This is a genomic window from Umezawaea sp., assembly GCF_057122925.1.
This window is the reverse complement of the sequence record NZ_DBNGPQ010000053.1, coordinates 45,098-63,307: the sequence shown is the minus strand read 5'-3', so window position 1 is coordinate 63,307 and position 18,210 is coordinate 45,098. Positions and strand designations below refer to the sequence as shown.

The 18,210-nt window shown below is 71.6% G+C and carries 16 protein-coding genes; 7 read left to right on the top strand and 9 right to left on the bottom strand.

What is annotated here, in order from left to right; genetic code table 11:
* Together AC156L_RS11975 and pdxS are read right to left on the bottom strand one after the other, a co-directional pair.
* On the bottom strand, positions 1 to 202 hold a 202-nt coding region (locus tag AC156L_RS11975; RefSeq protein WP_484406814.1), incomplete at its 3' end, for a hypothetical protein.
* Positions 203 to 209: 7 nt separating this feature from the next.
* The gene (pdxS, locus tag AC156L_RS11970) at positions 210 to 1,121 is read right to left on the bottom strand and encodes a pyridoxal 5'-phosphate synthase lyase subunit PdxS (RefSeq protein WP_484406813.1); all 912 of its coding nucleotides are present in this window, start codon (positions 1,119 to 1,121) and stop codon (positions 210 to 212) included.
* 285 nt (positions 1,122 to 1,406) lie between these two features.
* On the opposite strand from pdxS, the gene AC156L_RS11965 reads away from it, so the two are divergent.
* On the top strand, positions 1,407 to 3,443 hold the full coding sequence (locus AC156L_RS11965) for an elongation factor G-like protein EF-G2 (RefSeq protein ID WP_330880278.1): 2,037 nt from the start codon (positions 1,407 to 1,409) through the stop codon (positions 3,441 to 3,443).
* 60 nt (positions 3,444 to 3,503) lie between these two features.
* On the opposite strand, the gene AC156L_RS11960 is transcribed toward AC156L_RS11965, so the two are convergent.
* From AC156L_RS11960 to AC156L_RS11945, 4 genes are all read right to left on the bottom strand, one after another.
* Positions 3,504 to 4,460, bottom strand: a complete 957-nt coding sequence (locus tag AC156L_RS11960) for an MEDS domain-containing protein (protein ID WP_330880280.1) — start codon at positions 4,458 to 4,460, stop codon at positions 3,504 to 3,506.
* Positions 4,457 to 4,738 carry an STAS domain-containing protein gene (locus tag AC156L_RS11955; protein WP_330880282.1) on the bottom strand — a complete coding sequence of 94 codons (282 nt, stop codon included), beginning with the start codon at positions 4,736 to 4,738 and terminating at the stop codon, positions 4,457 to 4,459. The genes AC156L_RS11960 and AC156L_RS11955 overlap by 4 nt, the downstream gene beginning before the upstream one ends.
* A 297-nt stretch (positions 4,739 to 5,035) precedes the next feature.
* Positions 5,036 to 6,526 carry a CoA-acylating methylmalonate-semialdehyde dehydrogenase gene (locus AC156L_RS11950; protein WP_330880284.1) on the bottom strand — a complete coding sequence of 497 codons (1,491 nt, stop codon included), beginning with the start codon at positions 6,524 to 6,526 and terminating at the stop codon, positions 5,036 to 5,038.
* Positions 6,523 to 7,830 carry an aspartate aminotransferase family protein gene (locus AC156L_RS11945; RefSeq protein ID WP_330880286.1) on the bottom strand — a complete coding sequence of 436 codons (1,308 nt, stop codon included), beginning with the start codon at positions 7,828 to 7,830 and terminating at the stop codon, positions 6,523 to 6,525. The genes AC156L_RS11950 and AC156L_RS11945 overlap by 4 nt, the downstream gene beginning before the upstream one ends.
* A 107-nt stretch (positions 7,831 to 7,937) precedes the next feature.
* Between AC156L_RS11945 and AC156L_RS11940 the strand changes: the two genes are divergently transcribed.
* Positions 7,938 to 9,554, top strand: a complete 1,617-nt coding sequence (locus tag AC156L_RS11940) for a PucR family transcriptional regulator (RefSeq protein ID WP_330880288.1) — start codon at positions 7,938 to 7,940, stop codon at positions 9,552 to 9,554.
* 40 nt (positions 9,555 to 9,594) lie between these two features.
* On the opposite strand, the gene AC156L_RS11935 is transcribed toward AC156L_RS11940, so the two are convergent.
* Positions 9,595 to 9,945: a hypothetical protein gene (locus AC156L_RS11935; protein ID WP_330880290.1), complete on the bottom strand. Its 351-nt coding sequence runs from the start codon at positions 9,943 to 9,945 to the stop codon at positions 9,595 to 9,597.
* A 194-nt stretch (positions 9,946 to 10,139) separates the two neighbouring features.
* Entirely contained in the window at positions 10,140 to 10,631 is a 492-nt protein-coding gene (locus AC156L_RS11930; protein WP_330880292.1) for a hypothetical protein, read from the bottom strand.
* Positions 10,632 to 10,788: 157 nt separating this feature from the next.
* Here AC156L_RS11930 and AC156L_RS11925 point away from each other — a divergent pair, with 157 nt between their 5' ends.
* The 5 genes from AC156L_RS11925 to AC156L_RS11905 all read left to right on the top strand — a co-directional run bounded on the left by AC156L_RS11925 (position 10,789) and on the right by AC156L_RS11905 (position 17,652).
* Positions 10,789 to 12,696 (top strand): tetratricopeptide repeat protein, encoded by a 1,908-nt coding sequence (locus tag AC156L_RS11925; RefSeq protein ID WP_330880294.1) that lies wholly within the window; start codon positions 10,789 to 10,791, stop codon positions 12,694 to 12,696.
* Between the two features lie 175 nt (positions 12,697 to 12,871).
* On the top strand, positions 12,872 to 14,425 hold the full coding sequence (locus AC156L_RS11920; RefSeq protein ID WP_330880296.1) for an NCS1 family nucleobase:cation symporter-1: 1,554 nt from the start codon (positions 12,872 to 12,874) through the stop codon (positions 14,423 to 14,425).
* Entirely contained in the window at positions 14,422 to 15,264 is an 843-nt protein-coding gene (locus AC156L_RS11915) for a nitrilase-related carbon-nitrogen hydrolase (RefSeq protein WP_330880298.1), read from the top strand. The genes AC156L_RS11920 and AC156L_RS11915 overlap by 4 nt, the downstream gene beginning before the upstream one ends.
* The gene (gene hydA / locus AC156L_RS11910; RefSeq protein ID WP_330880301.1) at positions 15,261 to 16,646 is read left to right on the top strand and encodes a dihydropyrimidinase; all 1,386 of its coding nucleotides are present in this window, start codon (positions 15,261 to 15,263) and stop codon (positions 16,644 to 16,646) included. Before AC156L_RS11915 ends, hydA begins: the two co-directional genes overlap by 4 nt.
* 13 nt (positions 16,647 to 16,659) lie before the next feature.
* Entirely contained in the window at positions 16,660 to 17,652 is a 993-nt protein-coding gene (locus tag AC156L_RS11905; protein WP_330880303.1) for a TIGR03842 family LLM class F420-dependent oxidoreductase, read from the top strand.
* 51 nt (positions 17,653 to 17,703) lie between these two features.
* Here AC156L_RS11905 and AC156L_RS11900 read toward each other — a convergent pair whose 3' ends face one another.
* Entirely contained in the window at positions 17,704 to 18,063 is a 360-nt protein-coding gene (locus tag AC156L_RS11900) for a helix-turn-helix domain-containing protein (protein WP_330880305.1), read from the bottom strand.
* Positions 18,064 to 18,210 lie beyond the last annotated feature (147 nt).

The following is an 18,210-nucleotide window of genomic DNA, read 5'->3' as shown; positions in this document are numbered from 1 at the left end:
AGCCCGAGGAGTCGAGGTACAGCTCGTCGCGGAACTCCTCGATCCACATGCGCGCGACGGTCTCGGGCTCCTCGACGAAGGGGAGCTCCGAGGTCACGGCGAGCAGGACCTCGTCGTACAGCTCCTGGTCGGTGAGCAGGCCAGAGCGGACCGCCGAGCGGGTGAACTCGCGGACGTGGTCCTCGCGCAGGGAGTCGGGCACGGGCGCTCTACCAGCCGCGCTCGGCGAGCCGGTGCGGCTGCGGGAGCTCCTCGACGTTGATGCCGACCATCGCCTCGCCGAGACCGCGCGAGACCTTGGCGACCACGTCGGGGTCGTCGTAGAACGTGGTGGCCTTGACGATCGCCTCCGCGCGCTCGGCGGGGTTGCCCGACTTGAAGATGCCGGAGCCGACGAACACGCCCTCGGCACCGAGCTGCATCATCATCGCCGCGTCGGCCGGGGTGGCGATGCCGCCCGCGGTGAACAGGACGACGGGGAGCTTGCCTGCCTCGGCGACCTCGCGGACGAGGTCGTACGGCGCCTGGAGCTCCTTGGCGGCCACGTACAGCTCGTCGGGGCTGAGGTTCTGGAGGCGGCGCAGCTCGCCGCCGATCTTGCGCATGTGGGTGGTGGCGTTGGAGACGTCGCCGGTGCCCGCCTCGCCCTTGGAGCGGATCATCGCCGCGCCCTCGGTGATGCGCCGCAGCGCCTCGCCCAGGTTGGTGGCGCCGCAGACGAAGGGCACGGTGAACTGCCACTTGTCGATGTGGTTCGCGTAGTCCGCGGGGGTCAGCACCTCGGACTCGTCGATGTAGTCGACGCCGAGGGACTGGAGGACCTGCGCCTCGACGAAGTGGCCGATGCGGGCCTTCGCCATGACCGGGATGGACACGCTGGCGATGATCTGGTCGATCATGTCCGGGTCGCTCATCCGGGACACGCCGCCCTGCGCGCGGATGTCGGCCGGAACGCGCTCCAGCGCCATGACGGCGACGGCGCCCGCGTTCTCCGCGATCTTCGCCTGTTCGGCGTTGACCACGTCCATGATCACGCCGCCCTTGAGCATCTCCGCCATGCCGCGCTTGACGCGCGAGGTCCCGGTCGCCTGACCGGTGTCGGAGTTGGAAGAAGTGGTCACGGCCAGCCTTTCGAAAAGGGGTGTTCGGGCCAGGCCATCGTACGACCGACGTGGACCGCCGGCGCGGGCCAATCCACCCCGTTCCCGGCAGGCCACTTCACATTCCGCCGCAGGTGGTGGCCTACGACACGTCGCGTGGCCGCCGCGCCAGCGCGGCCAGGCCCGCGCGGGGGACCCGGCACCGGGAATCGACTCCACGACTTGTCCCCTCCACCCGTCCGGGTGTGAGATCGAACACTAAACACTTGCAATCGAAGGCGTCTGCGAGTTGTGGAGGGCAATTCCATGGGAGCGAAGAACAACGACAACGGCCACTCGGCAGGCTCGGTCGCTGTGGACGACCCGGCCAAGGTCCGCAACGTCGTGCTGGTCGGCCCGTCGGGAGCGGGCAAGACCACCCTGACCGAGGCACTGCTCGCGGCGAGCGGCGTGCTCACGCGGGCCGGGTCGGTCGTCGAGGGCAACACGGTGTGCGACCACGACCCCGCGGCCGTGCGGCAGCAGCGGTCGGTGGGCCTCGCCGTCGCGCCGCTGCGGCACCGCGATGTCAAGATCAACCTCATCGACACCCCCGGTTACGCCGACTTCGTCGGGGAACTGCGCGCGGGCCTGCGGGCCGCCGACGCCGCCCTGTTCGTGGTCAACGCGTTCGAGGGCGTGGACGCCTCCACCACCTCGCTGTGGGCGGAGTGCGCCGCCGTCGGGATGCCGCGCGCGGTCGTGATCACCCGCACCGACCACCACCGGGCCGACGTCGCCACCGCCATCGCGGCGTGCCAGGAGGCCTTCGGCGCCGGCGTGGTGCCGATGTACCTGCCCAGGGGGGACGGTCTGGTCGGCCTGATCACCGGGGACACCGAGGGCTTCGAGGCCGAGCGCGCCGAGCTGATCGAGGCGATCATCGCCGAGAGCGAGGACGAGTCGCTCATGGAGCGCTACCTGGAGGGCGAGGAGATCGACCAGGCGACGCTGGTCGCGGACCTGGAGACGGCGGTGGCGCGCGGCTCGTTCCACCCGGTGCTGCCGGTGTGCGCGGCGACCGGGACCGGTCTGGTCGAGCTGCTCGACGGCATCGCCCGCGCGTTCCCCTCCCCGCTGGAGCACCCGCTGCCCGAGGTGACCGGCCTGGACGGGATCCCGGGGCCCCGCCTGGCGGCCGACCCGAACGGGCCGCTGGTGGCCGAGGTCGTGCGCACCGCCGTGGACTCCTACGTGGGCCGCGTGTCCGTGGTCCGGGTGTTCTCCGGGACGCTGCGGCCGGAGAACGCGGTGCACGTGTCCGGGCACGGGATGGCCGACCGCGGCCACGAGGACCACGACGTGGACGAGCGGGTCGCGCACGTCTACTCGCCGCTGGGCTCGACGCTGCGCGAGGTGCCGTACTGCGTGGCGGGCGACGTGTGCGCGCTGACGAAGCTGGGCTCGGCGGAGACCGGCGACACCGTGTCCGCGCCCGGCGAACCGCTGCTGGTGTCGCCGTGGCTGATGCCGGAACCGCTGCTGCCGGTCGCGGTCGTGCCGCGCAGCCGCAGCGACGAGGACAACCTGGCGCGCAACCTGAACCGGCTCGTCGCGGGCGATCCGACGCTGCGGCTGGAGCGCAACGCCGAGACCCATCAGATGGTGCTGTGGTGCATGGGCGAGGCGCACGCCGACGTGGTGCTGGCGCGGCTGCGCGCGGGCGGCGCGGAGGTGGACACCGAGCCGGTGCGGGTGGCGCTGCGCGAGACGTTCTCCGGCGCGGCCAAGGGCCACGGGCGGCACGTGAAGCAATCCGGCGGGCACGGCCAGTACGCGGTGTGCGACGTCGTGGTGGAGCCGCTCCCCCGCGGCGGCGGGTTCGAGTTCGTGGACAAGGTCGTCGGCGGCGCGGTGCCGCACCAGTTCATCCCCAGCATCGAGAAGGGCGTGAAGGCCCAGCTGGCGCGCGGGCTGCGCGACGGCCACCCGGTCGTCGACGTCCGGGTCACGGTGGTCGACGGCAAGGCGCACTCGGTCGACTCGTCGGACGCCGCGTTCCAGACGGCGGGGTCGCTGGCGCTGAAGGACGCGGCGGCGAACAGCGGGCTGTCGCTGCTGGAGCCCGTGGACGAGGTGACGATCCGCCTGCCGGACGACTACCTGGGCACGGTGCTGGGCGACCTGTCCGGCAGGCGCGGCCGGGTGCTCGGCACGGAGACGGACTCGACGGCGCACACCACGATCCGCGCGGAGGTGCCGAGTTCGGCGCTGCTGCGGTACGCGATCGAGCTGCGGTCGCTCACCTCGGGCACGGCGACGTTCACCCGCCGCTTCGTCCGCTACGACCCGCTGCCCGGCTGAGGCCCGGCCGGTCCCGGCCCCCCGTCCCGCACGGCGACGCGGGGCCGGGGGACGGGACCGTCACCACCGGACGACCTCGGCCGAGCGCGGGCCCGCCATGCGCAGCCGGAAGACCGTGACCCCGTGGTCGACGCGCACGTCCACGGCCTCGCAGATCTGCCGGGTGATCCACAGCCCCTCGCCGAGCTCCGCGGGCGCGCACACCTCGGGCGGCCGGAAGCCCGCGAACGGGTCGAGGCTCGCCGCGCCCGCACCGCTGAGCTCGCACACGACCGCGCCGTCGCACGACCACACGGCGACGTGGCCGTCGTCGCGCAGGAACGCGAGCGTCTCCCCGACCGCGACGGTCAGCATCGCGGCCCGGTCCTCGTCGAGGCCCAGCTCCACCGCGCGGCCGACGACGAAGCGCCGCAACCCGTTCAGGTCGCCCCGCAGCGGCAGCACGGCGGCGTCGGGCGGGCGTTCGGGGAGCGGCACGGAGTCGCACGCGTGCGCGTACTCGACCGGGTCGACGTAGTCGGGCGACGGGACCGACTCGGTGCCGCGCACGTCCGCGGGGTGGGTCTTCAGCGCGTGCGCGACGCCCTCGGCGTCCACCACCCTGGTGTCGTACGGGCAGATCATCCACACGTTCGTGCACGAGAGGACGACGTTGAGACCGGACTCCATGCGCCGCCACGCGCGCACGTCGCTCTCGGTGCGGCCTGCCCACAGCGGTTCGGCCAGCACCCGCACGTTGCGCCCGACGCCCGACGCGCCCTTGCGCTGCCAGTAGCGGAAGAACTCCGTCGCGCGCTCGGGCGGCCTGCGCCCGAAGTAGGCCGTCTCGGCGTGGTCGAACGAGTCCGCGGCCTTGCCGAGGGCGCCGCGCAGCAGGGTGATGTTGGCGGGGGTGGTGGTGACGAGGACCGGCTCGCCCAGCTCGACCCCTTCGGAGACGAAGGGCACCGCCATGGCCAGGAACTCGTCGTCGTCCGAGTACACGGACGCGTCGTGCCGGAAGTTCTCGTGGTTCACCGCGGCACTTCTCCGTTCGCCATGACCAGGCCGGGGGCGTTCGCCCAGCCGACCGCGCCGATGGCCCATTCGTGGTGGGGCGCGAGGTTGAGCACGAGGCTGCGCCCGTCCTCCGCCAGCTCCCCCGCCGTTCTGACCAGCGTGCGCACGGTCGCGAGCGGCAGGAAGGGGACCTGGCGCAGGTCGACCCTGACCTCGCCGCGGGGCGAACCCGCTCCGCCGTCGAGGAGGGTCGAGCGCAGCGCTTCCAGGTCCGCCGCGTCGATGTTCCCGGTCAACACCAGATCGGGTGGGTCGCCTTGAGGCGTGATGGCCACTTCAGGGTTCTCCTAGCACGATTTCCGTCACGCACCAGTACCCCGGCGCCGGATGCGCGCGTCCGGATCGAGAGTACGCGGTCGTTCGACGCGACTCCAACTTCCCCGGAACAACGGACGGGTATTCCACCCGGTCACAGAAAAATGGGGCCGCGAACATTTCGCGACCCCATCCGACAATTTCGGAACACATTCATAAGAAATGGAAGCAGAGCGCGGGAAATGGTCGTGGGACGTGGTTCCCACGACCGCTCCCGGTCAGGTGTTCCGCGGGAACCCCAGGTTGACGCCGCCGTGCGACGGGTCGAGCCACCGGCTGGTGACCACCTTCGTGCGGGTGAAGAAGTGCACGCCCTCCGGCCCGTAGGCGTGGGAGTCGCCGAACAGCGAGTCCTTCCAGCCCCCGAACGAGTAGTACGCGACCGGGACCGGGATCGGCACGTTCACGCCGACCATGCCGACCTCGACCTCGTTCTGGAACCGCCGCGCCGCGCCGCCGTCGTTGGTGAAGATCGCGGCGCCGTTGCCGTAGGGGTTGTCGTTGACGACCTCCACCGCGTCGTCGTAGGTCGGCACGCGCAGCACGGACAGCACCGGGCCGAAGATCTCGTCGGTGTACACGCCCATGTCCGTGCGGACGTGGTCGAACAGCGTGGGTCCCAGCCAGAACCCGCCCTCGTCGCCGTCGATCGGGTGACCGCGCCCGTCGACCACGAGCGACGCGCCCTCGGCCACGCCGGTGTCCACGTAGGACACCACCTTGTCCCGGTGCGCGCCCGTGACCAGCGGCCCCATCTCGCAGCCCTGGCGGCGGCCGTCGCCGACGCGCAGGTCCGCGATCCGGTCGCGGATCTTGTCCACCAGCTCGTCGGCGACCGGGTCGACCGCGACGACGACGGAGATCGCCATGCAGCGCTCGCCCGCCGAGCCGAAGCCCGCCGACACCGCCGCGTCCGCCGCGAGGTCGAGGTCGGCGTCGGGCAGCACCACCATGTGGTTCTTGGCCCCTCCCAACGCCTGCACGCGCTTGCCGTGGGCGGTGCCGGTCTCGTAGACGTACCGGGCGATCGGCGTGGAGCCGACGAACGACACCGCCTTCACGTCCCGGTGCTCCAGGATCCGGTCCACCGCGACCTTGTCGCCGTGCACGACGTTCAGCACGCCGTCGGGCAGACCCGCCTCGGCGAACAGCTCCGCGATGAAGTTCGCCGCGGACGGGTCCTTCTCGCTCGGCTTGAGCACCACGGTGTTGCCGCAGGCGATGGCGTTCGGCACGAACCAGAGCGGCACCATCGCCGGGAAGTTGAACGGCGAGATCACCCCGACCACGCCGAGCGGCTGGAGGATCGAGTAGACGTCGACCTTGGTGGAGGCGTTCTCGCTGAAGCCGCCCTTGAGCAGGCTCGGGATTCCGCAGGCGAACTCGACGGCCTCCAGAGCCCGCTGGACCTCCCCCGCGGCGTCGGAGAGCACCTTGCCGTGCTCGGCGGTCACGATCGCGGTCAGGTCGGCCTTGCGGGCGTTGAACAGCTCGCGGAACGCGAACACGACCGACGCGCGCTGAGCGAGGGACGCGCCGCGCCACCCGGTGAACGCCGCCTTCGCCGCCGCCACGGCCTCGTCCACGTCGGCCGCGCTGGCGAAGTCGACCCTGGCGGCGACGCGGCCGGTGGCCGGGTCGTAGACGTCGCCGGAGCGCTCGGCGGTGCCGGTCCACGGCTTGCCGCCGATCCGGTGCGTGATCCTCACGCCGACGCCCCCTCGATCGCCCCGCGCAGCGCCACGAGGGCCTCCTCGACCTCGTCGTCGGTCAGCGTCATCGGCGGCGCGAGCCGGATCACGTTGCCGTACAGGCCGCCCTTGCCGATCAGGAGACCGCGCTCGCGCGCCCCTTCGAGCACCGCGACGGCCGCCTTCGGAGCGGGCGCGCCGTCCGCGTCCACCAGTTCGACGCCGATCATCAGCCCCTTGCCGCGCACGTCGCCGATGACCGGGTTCTCCGCCGCGATGGCCCGCAGGCCCTCGAACAGCCGGGCGCCGAGCTTCGCGGCGTTGGCCTGGAGGTCGTGCTCCAGCACGTAGTCCAGCGTCGCCAGGGCTCCCGCCGTGGACACGGGGTTGCCGCCGAACGTGGACAGCGAGTTCGCGCCGAGGCAGTCCATCAGGTCGCCGCGCGCCACGACACCGCCGATCGCGAGCCCGTTGCCGAGGCCCTTCGCGAACGTCATCGCGTCCGGCACCACGCCGTGCGCCTGGATGCCCCAGAAGTGCTCGCCGGTCCGGCCCCAGCCGGTCTGCACCTCGTCGGAGACCAGCAGGACGCCGTACTCGTCCAGCACCTCCTGGAACGCGGCGAACAGCCCGTCCGGCGGCAGGGTGAACCCGCCGACGCCCTGGATCGGCTCGACGATCATGCAGGCCACGTCACCGGACGTGGTCACCTCGATGACCTCGCGCAGGTCGTCCACGCAGGCCTTGACGTAGTCGGCGTCGGACAGGTGCCGGAACGGGCTGCGGTAGCGGTAGCCGCCGTGCACCCAGCTCACCTTGACCGGGCTCAGCGAGCTGGCCGACCAGCCGCGGTTGCCGGTGATCGCGACGGTCGCGAACGCGCGCCCGTGGTAGGAGTTGCGCAGCGCGATGACCTGGTCGCTGCGGCGGTACTGGGTGGCGAGCATGAGCGCCGTCTCGTTGGCCTCGGTGCCCGAGTTGGTGAAGAACACCTTGGCGTCCGGGATGCCCGACAGCTCGGCGATCTTCTCGGCCAGCTCCACCTGCTTCTCGATCAGGTAGAGCGTCGAGGTGTGGAACACGCCGGTCGCGAGCTGGGCGCGCACGGCGTCGCTGATCTCGGGGACGTCGTAGCCGACGGCGTTGGTCAGGATGCCCGCGAAGAAGTCGAGGTACGTGCGACCCTCGCGGTCGGTCACCCGCCTGCCGCTCGCGCTCGCGATCTCGATCGGCTCGTCGTAGTACAGGGCCATCCAGTTGGGCATGACCGCTCGGTGCCGGGCCAGCAGCTCCCGGTGCTTCCCCTGTTCTTGGGCAGCCATCAGCGTCCTCCGTGAGGTAGGTCCTGCTCAGGAGTCTGGTGGCGCGGGCGACCGCCCGCCATGCACAACGTGTACCGCTTTCGCGGTGACCGCATTACGTTGTGTCCATGTACCCGACGGTCGCCGAAGCGCTCGCCCTGCCGGTGGTCCGCCGCGGCGGTCCGACGGTGGTCGCGGGTGCCTCCGGGATGCAGGGCAGGGTGCGCTGGGCGCACGTCGCCGAGGTCGCGGACATAGCCCACCTGCTGCGCGGCGGCGAACTCGTGCTGACGACCGGGCTGCTGCTCCCGGCCGACGACGCGGGCCTCACCCGCTACGTCGACGACCTGGCCGCCGTGGGCGCCGCGGGGCTCGTCGTGGAGCTGGTGCGGCGGTGGAGCGAGGAGATCCCCCGCTCCCTCGTCGCCGCGGCCGAGAAGCACGGGCTGCCCCTGGTCACGCTCGCCAACGAGACCCGGTTCGTGACCGTCACCGAGGCCGTCGTTGCGCTGATCGTGGACGCCCAGCTCGCCGAGCTGCGGGCCGCCGAACAGGTGCACGAGACGTTCACCGCGCTGACGGTGGCGGGCGCCGAACCCGCCGAGGTGCTGCGCGAGGTGGCCCGCACCGCCGGGCTGCCGGTCGTGCTGGAGACGCTCGGCCACGAGGTGCTGGCCTACGACGCGGCGGGCGCGGACCCGACGGCGCTGCTCGCCGACTGGGGCCAGCGGTCCCGGTCGGTCACGGTGACCGAGCGCACCGCCTACCACCGGGACGCGGGCTGGCTCGTCACCGTCGTGGGCGCGCGCGGGGCCGACTGGGGCAGGCTCGTGCTGGTCTCCCCCGAGCCGCCGCCGCACCGGCACGTGGTCGTCGCCGAGCGCGCCGCGTCCGCGCTCGCCGTGCACCGCCTGGTGGCCCGCGACCGCGAGTCGCTGGAACGCCAGACGCACCGCACGCTGCTGGCCCAGCTGCTCGGCGAGGCGCTGCCGCCCGCGGACCTGTCGGCCAGGGCCGCCGCGCTGGGCGTGCCCCTGGAGCGCAGGCAGCTCGTCGGCGTCGCGATCCGCCCCGGCACGTCCCCGGCGCCCGCGCAAACCCTTGCCACGCAAGAGGTCCTGCGCGACCTCGCCGAGGCCACCGCGCTGGCGGCCCGGCGCGTGACCGTACCCGCGCTCGTCGGCGTCGTGGACGACACCAGCGTCCGGGCGCTGCTGTCCCTGCCACCTCAGGCGGGTCTGGACGGCGTGCTGCGACGGCTGGCCAAGGAGGTGCACCGGGTGGCCGCCACGACCCAGCACGGGCTGCCGGTGGTCGTGGCGGCGGGCACGACCGTCACCGTCGTGGCCGACGTGCGCCGCAGCCTCGGCGAGGCCGTGCACATCGCGGGCGCCGCGCTGCGGTCACCCGGCACCCGGCTCTACCACCGGCTGGACGACGTGCGCCTGCACGGGCTGCTGCACCTGCTGCGCGAGGACGAGCGGCTCCGCGCCTTCGCCGACCGCGAACTGGGGCCGCTCCTGGCCCGCGACACCAACCAGGGCAGCCGGCTGGTGGAGCTGCTGCGCCGCCTGTGCGAGCACGGCGGCAACAAGTCGGCCGCCGCGGCGGCGGCGCACCTGTCCCGCACGGCGTACTACCAGCAGCTGGCCCGCATCGAACAGGTGCTCGGTGTCTCCCTGGAGGACCCGGAGTCGATCCTGTCGCTGCACGTGGCGCTGCTCGTGCACGACCTGGGGTCGTGACGGTTCGGCCCGAGTCGGGGGCTCGGGCCGAACCGGTCCGTCAGGTGCGGTCCACGCGCGTCGGCGAGCAGACGTCCTGGAACTCGGTGTCCACGCACACCTGGTAGGTGATGCGCAGTCCGGTCGGGGTGTCGAGGTACCAGCGCGCGACCGAGCCCGGCCCGCCGCGGTTGTACCCGACGACCGGCGAGCTGCCCTGCACCTGCCACCGCGCGTAGACGGCGTGGCCGTCGTCGGCGGTGTCGTACAGGGTGAAGACGTGGGTCGGCGTGTCGAACGTCAGCCGTGCGCCCGGAACCACGACCTCCCCGCTGGCGGAGGCGACCCCGGACAGGCCGAGCACCGCGGCGGACGCGACGACGAGCACGGTGGTGATCCGGCGTACTGGCATGAGTTCCCCCTCGGTTCTCCCCGTCCCGCAACGGTAGCAACGCGGGGGACGCGCCCGCCGGGAATTCGGGAGGATCCGCGGATGTGCCGGGTGAGGGGGAATACCCCGCCGCCACAACGGAACGCCGACCGTCCACACGCGACAAGCCCATGACGCAGGTGCCACTGCGCCATGGGCTTGCGGGGGTGCGAGGTCTAGCCCAGACCGGGCAGCGACACCGGGAGGTTGCCGAGCTGCGGGAGCTGGACGGGCAGTTCATCGGTGCTCGGGAGCGTGTCGGTGCTCGGGAGCTGGTTCAGCGGGAGCTGGTTGAGCTGGACCTGGTCCGCGAGCGGCAGGGAGGAGGCCGCCGGGAGGGCGCGCGCCTCGGACCCGCCGAGCACGGCCGGGCTCTGGGGAGCGGGCAGCGCGTGCGAGGGGTCCGGGGCCTGGGGAGCGGGCTGCTGGAGCACGGTGGAGTTCCGCACGTCGGTGGGCGCGGGCAGCCCGACGGACCTGCCGCTCGCGATCTTGCCTGCCTGGTCCGTGACGGCGCTGGTCAGCTCGGGTCCCTGTCCGATCGCGCCCCCCAGACCGTCGAGCGACGGCGCGGGGGCGGCTGCGGCCACTCCTGCGAGCAGCGGCGAGGCGCCGACGGCGAGCAGGGCGGCGGCACGGAGGGAACCACGCGGGCGGGTACGAAACACAGTGTTCCTAACCTTGAGGGGACCTGAAGTGGTCTTCTCAGACATCGGCACGAACGACGTCGATCTACATCCACACGATGGGGTGATGCCCGCCGGGGCCCGGTTCCCCGCGCGGGAACCCTGGTGCGCCGAACCCGGCCGCGGGTAGAACTGTCCGATGGGCAACAAGGTCACCGGTGAGGTCAACGGCCAGGTCGTGCAGGCCGAGAGGGTCGGCACGGTGGTCCTGCACCAGGCCCCGGACCGGCCGACCGCCCTCAACGGGCTGCCCCCGGTCTCCGGCGCCTTCGCGGGCCGATTACCGGACCTGGAGGAGCTCGCCGCGGGCACCGGCCTGACCCTGGTCCACGGCCTCGGCGGCGTCGGCAAGACCGAGCTGCTGCTGCGGTACGGCCACCTGACCCGCTTCCCCGGCGGGAAGCTCTACCTCGACCTGCACGGCTACGACCCCGAGCACCACGTGGCCCCGTCGGAGGCGCTCTCCTCGCTGCTGTGGATGCTCGGCGTCGAGAGCCCGCCGGGCGAGGCGGAGCGGGCGGCCCTGTTCCGCACCGAGATGGCCCGCCGCGACCGCACGCTCCTGCTGTTGGACAACGCGTCGTCCACGGCCCAGGTCCGGCCGCTCCTGGTCGACGGCCACCGGGTGGTGGTCTCCAGCCGCAACACCCTCACCAGCCTCTCTGCCGACCAGCTCGAACTGGGCGTGCTGAGCCTGGCCGAGGCGGTCGAGCTGGTCGACGACGAGGAGATCGCCGAGCGGTGCGGGCGGCTGCCGCTGGCGCTGCGGATCATGGCCGCGCTGATCGAGTCCGACCCGGACAACGACTGGGCGGCGGAACTGCGCGAGGCGCGCCTGGACGTGCTGGACGACGGCGACGACCGGGCCGTGCGCGCGGCCTTCCGCCTGTCCTACGACGCGCTCGCCCCCGACCGGCGGCGGCTGTTCCGCCTGCTCGCCCTGCACCCCGGCGACATCGACGTCGCGAGCACGGCCGCGCTCGCGGACGTGCCGCCCACCAGGGCCCGCAGGCTGCTCGCGGACCTGCGGGCGGCGCACCTGCTGGAGCGGGACAACCGGTTCCACGACCTCGTCCGGCTCTACGCCCTCAGCTGCCTGGAGGACGAGGGGGTGCCCAACCCCGACGGCGTGGCGGCGCTGGGGCGGCTGGCCGCGTACTACCCGCGCACCGCCGCCGAGCACGCCGAGCACATCCAGAACCACCTCTGCGACCGGACGTCGCTCGCGTGGATGGACCTCAACCACGAGACCGTCCTGGCGATGGCGGTCCAGGAGCACCGGCGGGGCGGGAACGTGGTCCCCTTCGCCAACGCGATGTACCGCTACTTCTCCCTCCGCAAGCGCCTGGCCCCGTGGCTGCGGTTGCAGACCCTGGCCGTCGAGTCCGCCCGCGCGTCGGGCGACCGCGGGGTGCTGGCGAAGGAGCTGAGGCGGCTCGGCACGGTGCACCGGCACGCGCGGCGGTTCGACGAGGCCGTCGCACTGGGTCGGGAATCGCTCCGCCTGCACGAGGAGGCGGGCGACCGGATCGGCATCGGCTCCACGCTGGTCACGCTGTCCGCGACCTACCGGCTCATGGGCCGCCCGGACGAGGCGCTCGCCTGCTGCGAGCGGTCGCTGCGGATCAGGGAGGAGATCGGCGACCGGTACGGCCTGGGCATCACCCTCACCAACCTCGGCGCCACCCACCTGGTGCTGGGGAACCCGGACGAGGCCATCGCCCACTACCGGGAGGCCCTGGAGCTCCAGCGGCGGCTCGGGTACGAGGGCAGCGAGGCGATCACCCTGCACGACCTCGGCAAGGCCCACCACGCCAGGGGCGAGCCGGGCCCGGCCGTCGAGCACTTCCTCGCGGCCCTGCGGATCCACCGGCACCGCGACGACCGGTTCCAGGCGGGCGTCACGCTCAGGGACCTGGGCACCGTCCACCGCGAACTGGGCCGCCGCGCCGAGGCCGACGAGGCGTACCGCCAAGCGCTGGTCGCGTTCGAGGAGGTGGACGACCGGTACGACGCGCACGTGGTCCGGGAGCTGCTCAGCCGGTGACCGCCCGCGCCCCGAGCACCGGGGCCGGGTCGACGTGCAACCGACGGAGTGTTCACTGATCATGGCAAACGTGGACACTTCGACACTGCCCCCGGCGCACCCGCCATCCCAGGATTCCGGGATGGAACGCGCACACCGACCACGCTGTTTCACCAGCGTAACAGGGATGTGACCGATGGCCGTCGAGCCCTCAGAGCCCACCTCAGCAAGCCACATCACATCGACGAGGCAGATCAGCCACCCGGATGGGCGAGTCGAGCTGCGCGACTTCTCCGGGATCTCGGAGAGCCGGTACTTCAACCCCGAACTGGCCCCGGTGCCGCTGGAGCAGCGGACCTGGACGACGTACAACTTCTTCGCGCTGTGGATGGGGATGGCGCACAACATCCCCAGCTACACGCTCGCGGCGTCGCTGATCGCGCTGGGCATGGACTGGGTCCAGGCGTTCATGACCATCACGCTCGGCAACCTGATCGTGCTGGTCCCGATGCTGCTGAACAGCCACGCGGGCACGAAGTACGGCATCCCGTTCCCGGTGTTCGCCCGCGCGTTCTACGGGGTGCGCGGGGCCAACCTGGTGGCGCTGCTGAGGGCGTTCATCGCGTGCGCCTGGTTCGGCATCCAGACGTGGGTCGGCGGCCTGGCGCTGCACGTGATCGTGGGCAAGCTGGTCGGCGGCTGGTGGCTGGCCGCGCCGGAGGTGCTGGGGCAGAAGTGGACGCTGTGGCTGTGCTTCCTGGGCTTCTGGGTCGTGCAGATGCTGATCATCTGGCGCGGCATGGAGGCGATCCGCAAGTTCGAGAACTGGACGGCGCCGCTGGTGTCGGTCGGCTTCCTGGTCCTGCTGGCGTACGTGGCCGTGAAGGCGGGCGGCTTCGGCCCCATCCTGTCCGAACCGTCCAAGCTGGGCTGGGGCGCGGACTTCTGGAAGGTGTTCTTCCCGTCGCTGATGGGCATGATCGCGTTCTGGTCGACGCTGTCGCTCAACATGCCGGACTTCACCCGCTTCGGCGGTAGCCAGAAGAAGCAGGCGCTCGGCCAGGTGCTCGGCCTGCCGACGACGATGTCGTTCATCGCGATCGTGGCGATCCTGACGACGTCCGGCTCGATCGCCCTGTACGGCGAGGCCATCTGGGACCCGGCGACGCTCGCGAGCCGGTTCGACAACCCGCTGGTCGTGGTCGTCGCGCTGGTGGCGCTGGTGCTCGCGACGATCTCGGCGAACCTCGCGGCGAACGTCGTCAGCCCGTCCTACGACTTCTCCAACGCGTTCCCGAAGCGCATCACGTTCGCGGTCGGAGGGCTGATCACCGGCGTGATCGGCGTGGTGATCCAGCCGTGGCGGCTGATCTCCGACCCGAGCATCTACATCTTCGCGTGGCTGGGCTTCTACGGCGGCCTGCTGGCGTCGGTGGCGGGCGTGTTCATCGCCGGGTACTGGCTGCTCGGCGGGACCCGCATCGAACTCGACGCGCTCTACATGGACGGCAGGGGGGCCTACTGGTTCTCCGGGGGCTGGAACTACCGCGCGGTCGTCGCGACCGCCGTCGGCGGCGTCCTCGCGGTCGGCGGCGCCTACGGCGGCCCGTTCCCGGCCGACGGGCTGATCCCGTTCCTCAAGCCGCTCTACGACTACAACTGGGTGGTCGGCCTGGTCGGCGGACTCGTCACCTACCTGGCGCTGTCGCGGACAGCGGCCGACCGCAGCAACGAGGGAGTGATCAAGTGACGAACATCGTCCGAGCCGGCCTGATCCAGGCGAAGTGGACCGGCGACAAGGAGTCGATGATCGCGAACGCGGTCGCGGCCATCGCCACGGCGGCCTCGCGGGGCGCGCAGGTGGTCTGCCTCCAGGAACTGTTCTACGGCCCGTACTTCTGCCAGGTGCAGGACGCGGACTACTACTCCTACACCGAGCAGATCCCCGACGGTCCGACGACCCGGTTGATGTGCGAGGTCGCCGCGCAGCACGGCGTGGTGCTCGTGGTGCCCATGTACGAGGAGGAGCAGCCCGGCGTCTACTACAACACCGCCGCGGTGATCGACGCGGACGGCACGTACCTGGGCAAGCACCGCAAGAACCACATCCCGCAGGTCAAGGGGTTCTGGGAGAAGTTCTACTTCAAGCCGGGCAACCTCGGCTACCCGGTGTTCGACACCGCGGTCGGCCGGATCGGCGTCTACATCTGCTACGAGCGCCACTTCCCCGAGGGCTGGCGGGCGCTCGGCCTGGCGGGCGCGAAGATCGTGTTCAACCCGTCGGCGACCAGCCGCGGCCTGTCGGAGTACCTGTGGCGGCTGGAGCAGCCCGCCGCGGCCGTGGCGAACGAGTACTTCGTCGGCACGATCAACCGCGTCGGCGTGGAACCGCTGGGCGACAACGACTTCTACGGCCAGACGTACTTCGCCGACCCGCGCGGCCAGCTCGTCGGCGAGGCGGCGTCCGACACCGAGGAGGAGATCGTCGTCCGCGACCTGGACATGGACCTGCTGACGGAGGTCCGCGACCTGTGGGCGTTCTACCGCGACCGCAGGCCCGACACCTACGACTCGCTGGTGCGGCCGTGAGCACCCTGATCCGCGGTGGCACCGTCGTGAACGCGACGGGCGCGGTCGCCGCAGACGTGCTGGTGCGGGGCGAGAAGATCGCCGCCCTCGTGGCTCCCGGTTTCGAGGTCCAGGCCGACACCGTCATCGACGCGACCGGCAAGTACGTGATCCCCGGCGGGATCGACGGCCACACGCACATGGAGATGCCGTTCGGCGGCACGTCCAGCGCGGACACGTTCGAGACGGGGACGGTGGCCGCCGCGTGGGGCGGCACGACGACGATCATCGACTTCGCCGTGCAGGCCAAGGGGACCTCCCTCCTGTCCACACTGGACAAGTGGCACGCCAAGGCCGACGGCAACTGCGCCGTCGACTACGGGTTCCACATGATCGTCTCCGACGTCAACGACTCGTCGTTGAAGGAGATGGAGTCCTGCATCGACGCGGGCGTGAACACGTTCAAGATGTTCATGGCCTACCCCGGCGTCTTCTACGCCACGGACGGCGAGATCCTGCGCGCCATGCAGAAGGCCCGCGAGACCGGCGCCACGGTCATGATGCACGCGGAGAACGGCATCGCGATCGACCAGCTCGTCGCGCAAGCGCTCGCGAACGGCCGGACCGACCCCGTCCAGCACGGCCTCACCAGGCCGCCGGAGCTGGAGGGCGAGGCGACGTCGAGGGCCATCGCGCTGGCGAAGGTGACCGGTTCCCCGCTCTACATCGTCCACCTGTCGGCGTCGCACGCGCTGGACGCGGTGACGAAGGCTCGCGACACCGGCCAGAACGTCTTCGCCGAGACCTGCCCCCAGTACCTGTTCCTGTCGCTGGAGGACCTGGCGAAGCCGGACTTCGAGGGCGCGAAGTACGTGGCCTCTCCCCCGCTGCGCCCGAAGGAGCACCAGACCGAGCTGTGGCGCGGGCTGCGCACCAACGACCTGTCGCTGGTGTCGACCGACCACTGCCCGTTCTGCTTCAAGGACCAGAAGGAGTTGGGGCGCGGCGACTTCTCCAAGATCCCGAACGGGATGCCGGGCGTTGAGCACCGCATGGACCTGCTGCACCAGGGCGTCGTGCGCGGCGAGCTGTCCCTCGAACGCTGGGTCGAGATCAGCTCCACCACGCCCGCCAGGATGTTCGGCCTCTACCCCCGCAAGGGCGTCATCGCGCCGGGGGCGGACGCGGACGTCGTCGTGTACGACCCGTCGGCCGAGCAGACGCTGTCGGCGGCCACGCACCACATGAACGTGGACTACTCCGCCTACGAGGGCATGGAGCTGACCGGCAGGGTCGACACGGTGCTGTCGCGCGGCGCGGTCGTCGTGGACGGATCGGGCTTCCACGGCGGCGCGGGCCACGGCAAGTTCCTCGGCCGCGACCTCAACCAGTACCTGATCTAGGAGGGGTGGCGGCATGGACTTCGGTGTCGTACTGCAAACCGACCCGCCCGCGAGCGACGTCGTGGCGGGCATGAGATCCGCCGAGGACAACGGCTTCAGCTACGGCTGGACGTTCGACTCGGCCGTGCTCTGGCAGGAGCCGTTCGTCATCTACTCCCAGGTCCTGGCGAACACCACGAACCTCGTGGTGGGGCCGATGGTGACCAACCCGAGCACCAGGGACTGGTCGGTGACCGCGTCCCTGTTCGCCACCCTCAACGACATGTTCGGCAACCGCACGGTGTGCGGCATCGGCAGGGGCGACTCGGCGAGGAGGGTCATCGGCAGGCCCCCCGCGACCCTCGCCACCCTCGGCAGGGCCATGACGGTCATCAAGGAGCTGGCGGAGGGCCGGGAGGTCGAGCACCACGGCACCCCGGTCCGCATCCCGTGGGTGCGCGACGGGAAGCTGGAGATCTGGATGGCCGCCTACGGCCCGAAGGCGCTCAAGATGGTGGGCGAGCAGGCGGACGGCTTCATCCTCCAGACCGCCGACCCGGACATCGCCAGGTGGACCATCGGCTCGGTGCGCGACGCCGCCACGGCGGCGGGCCGCGACCCCGACGCCATCACCATGTGCGTGGCGGCGCCCGCCTACGTCGGCACGGACCTGGCCCACCAGCGGGACCAGCTCCGCTGGTTCGGCGGCATGGTCGGCAACCACGTCGCGGACCTGGTGGCGCGGTACGGCGACTCGGGCGTGGTGCCCGAGGCGTTGACCGACTACATCAAGGGCCGCGAGGGCTACGACTACAGCCACCACGGCAGGGCGGGCAACCGGTCGACGGACTTCGTCCCGGACGAGATCGTCGACCGGTTCTGCCTGACCGGCCCGGCGGAGGCCCACGTCGACCGGCTCCAGGAGCTCGCGGAGATCGGCGTGACCAACTTCGCCCTCTACCTCATGCACGACGAGAAGGACAAAACCCTGGCCGCGTACGGCAGCGAGGTCATCACCGCCGTGTAGCGGGGCGGCGTCCGGCCCCTCCCGCCACGGCGCGGGAGGGCCCGGACCGCGTCACCCGTCCACGACCCGCTGCCCGGCCAGCACCGCCACCATCGCCGCCCTGGTCGGCACGTCGAGCTTCGCGAAGATCCGCCGCAGGTGCGTCGACACCGTGTAGAGGCTGATCCCCAGCGCCGCCGCGATCATCTTGTTGGTGAACCCCAGCCCGACCATCCGCGCGACCTCGCGCTCCCGCGGGCTCAACACGGCCCCGTCCCCGCGGTCGGCGGGCGTCAACACGCACCGCACCCCCAACTCCTGCACGTCCAGCACCGGTGCCCCGCCCTCCAGCGGCCCCAGCTCGTGGACCCTCCGCACCAGCGCTCTCAGCAACGTGCGGACACGCTCGTCCTGCCCCACGACTTCCCCCACAACGCCTCCCCCGGCGTGATTCCCCGACCACCAGGAAAGCCGATCCAGTGGAGAAACGCGTCCCCAATACAGGTGACACCCGTTTGCCGCAGCGCACTCAGCCGAGTGCCCGGCGCGGCTCCACGAGGTACGGCCCGGCGTCGAAGC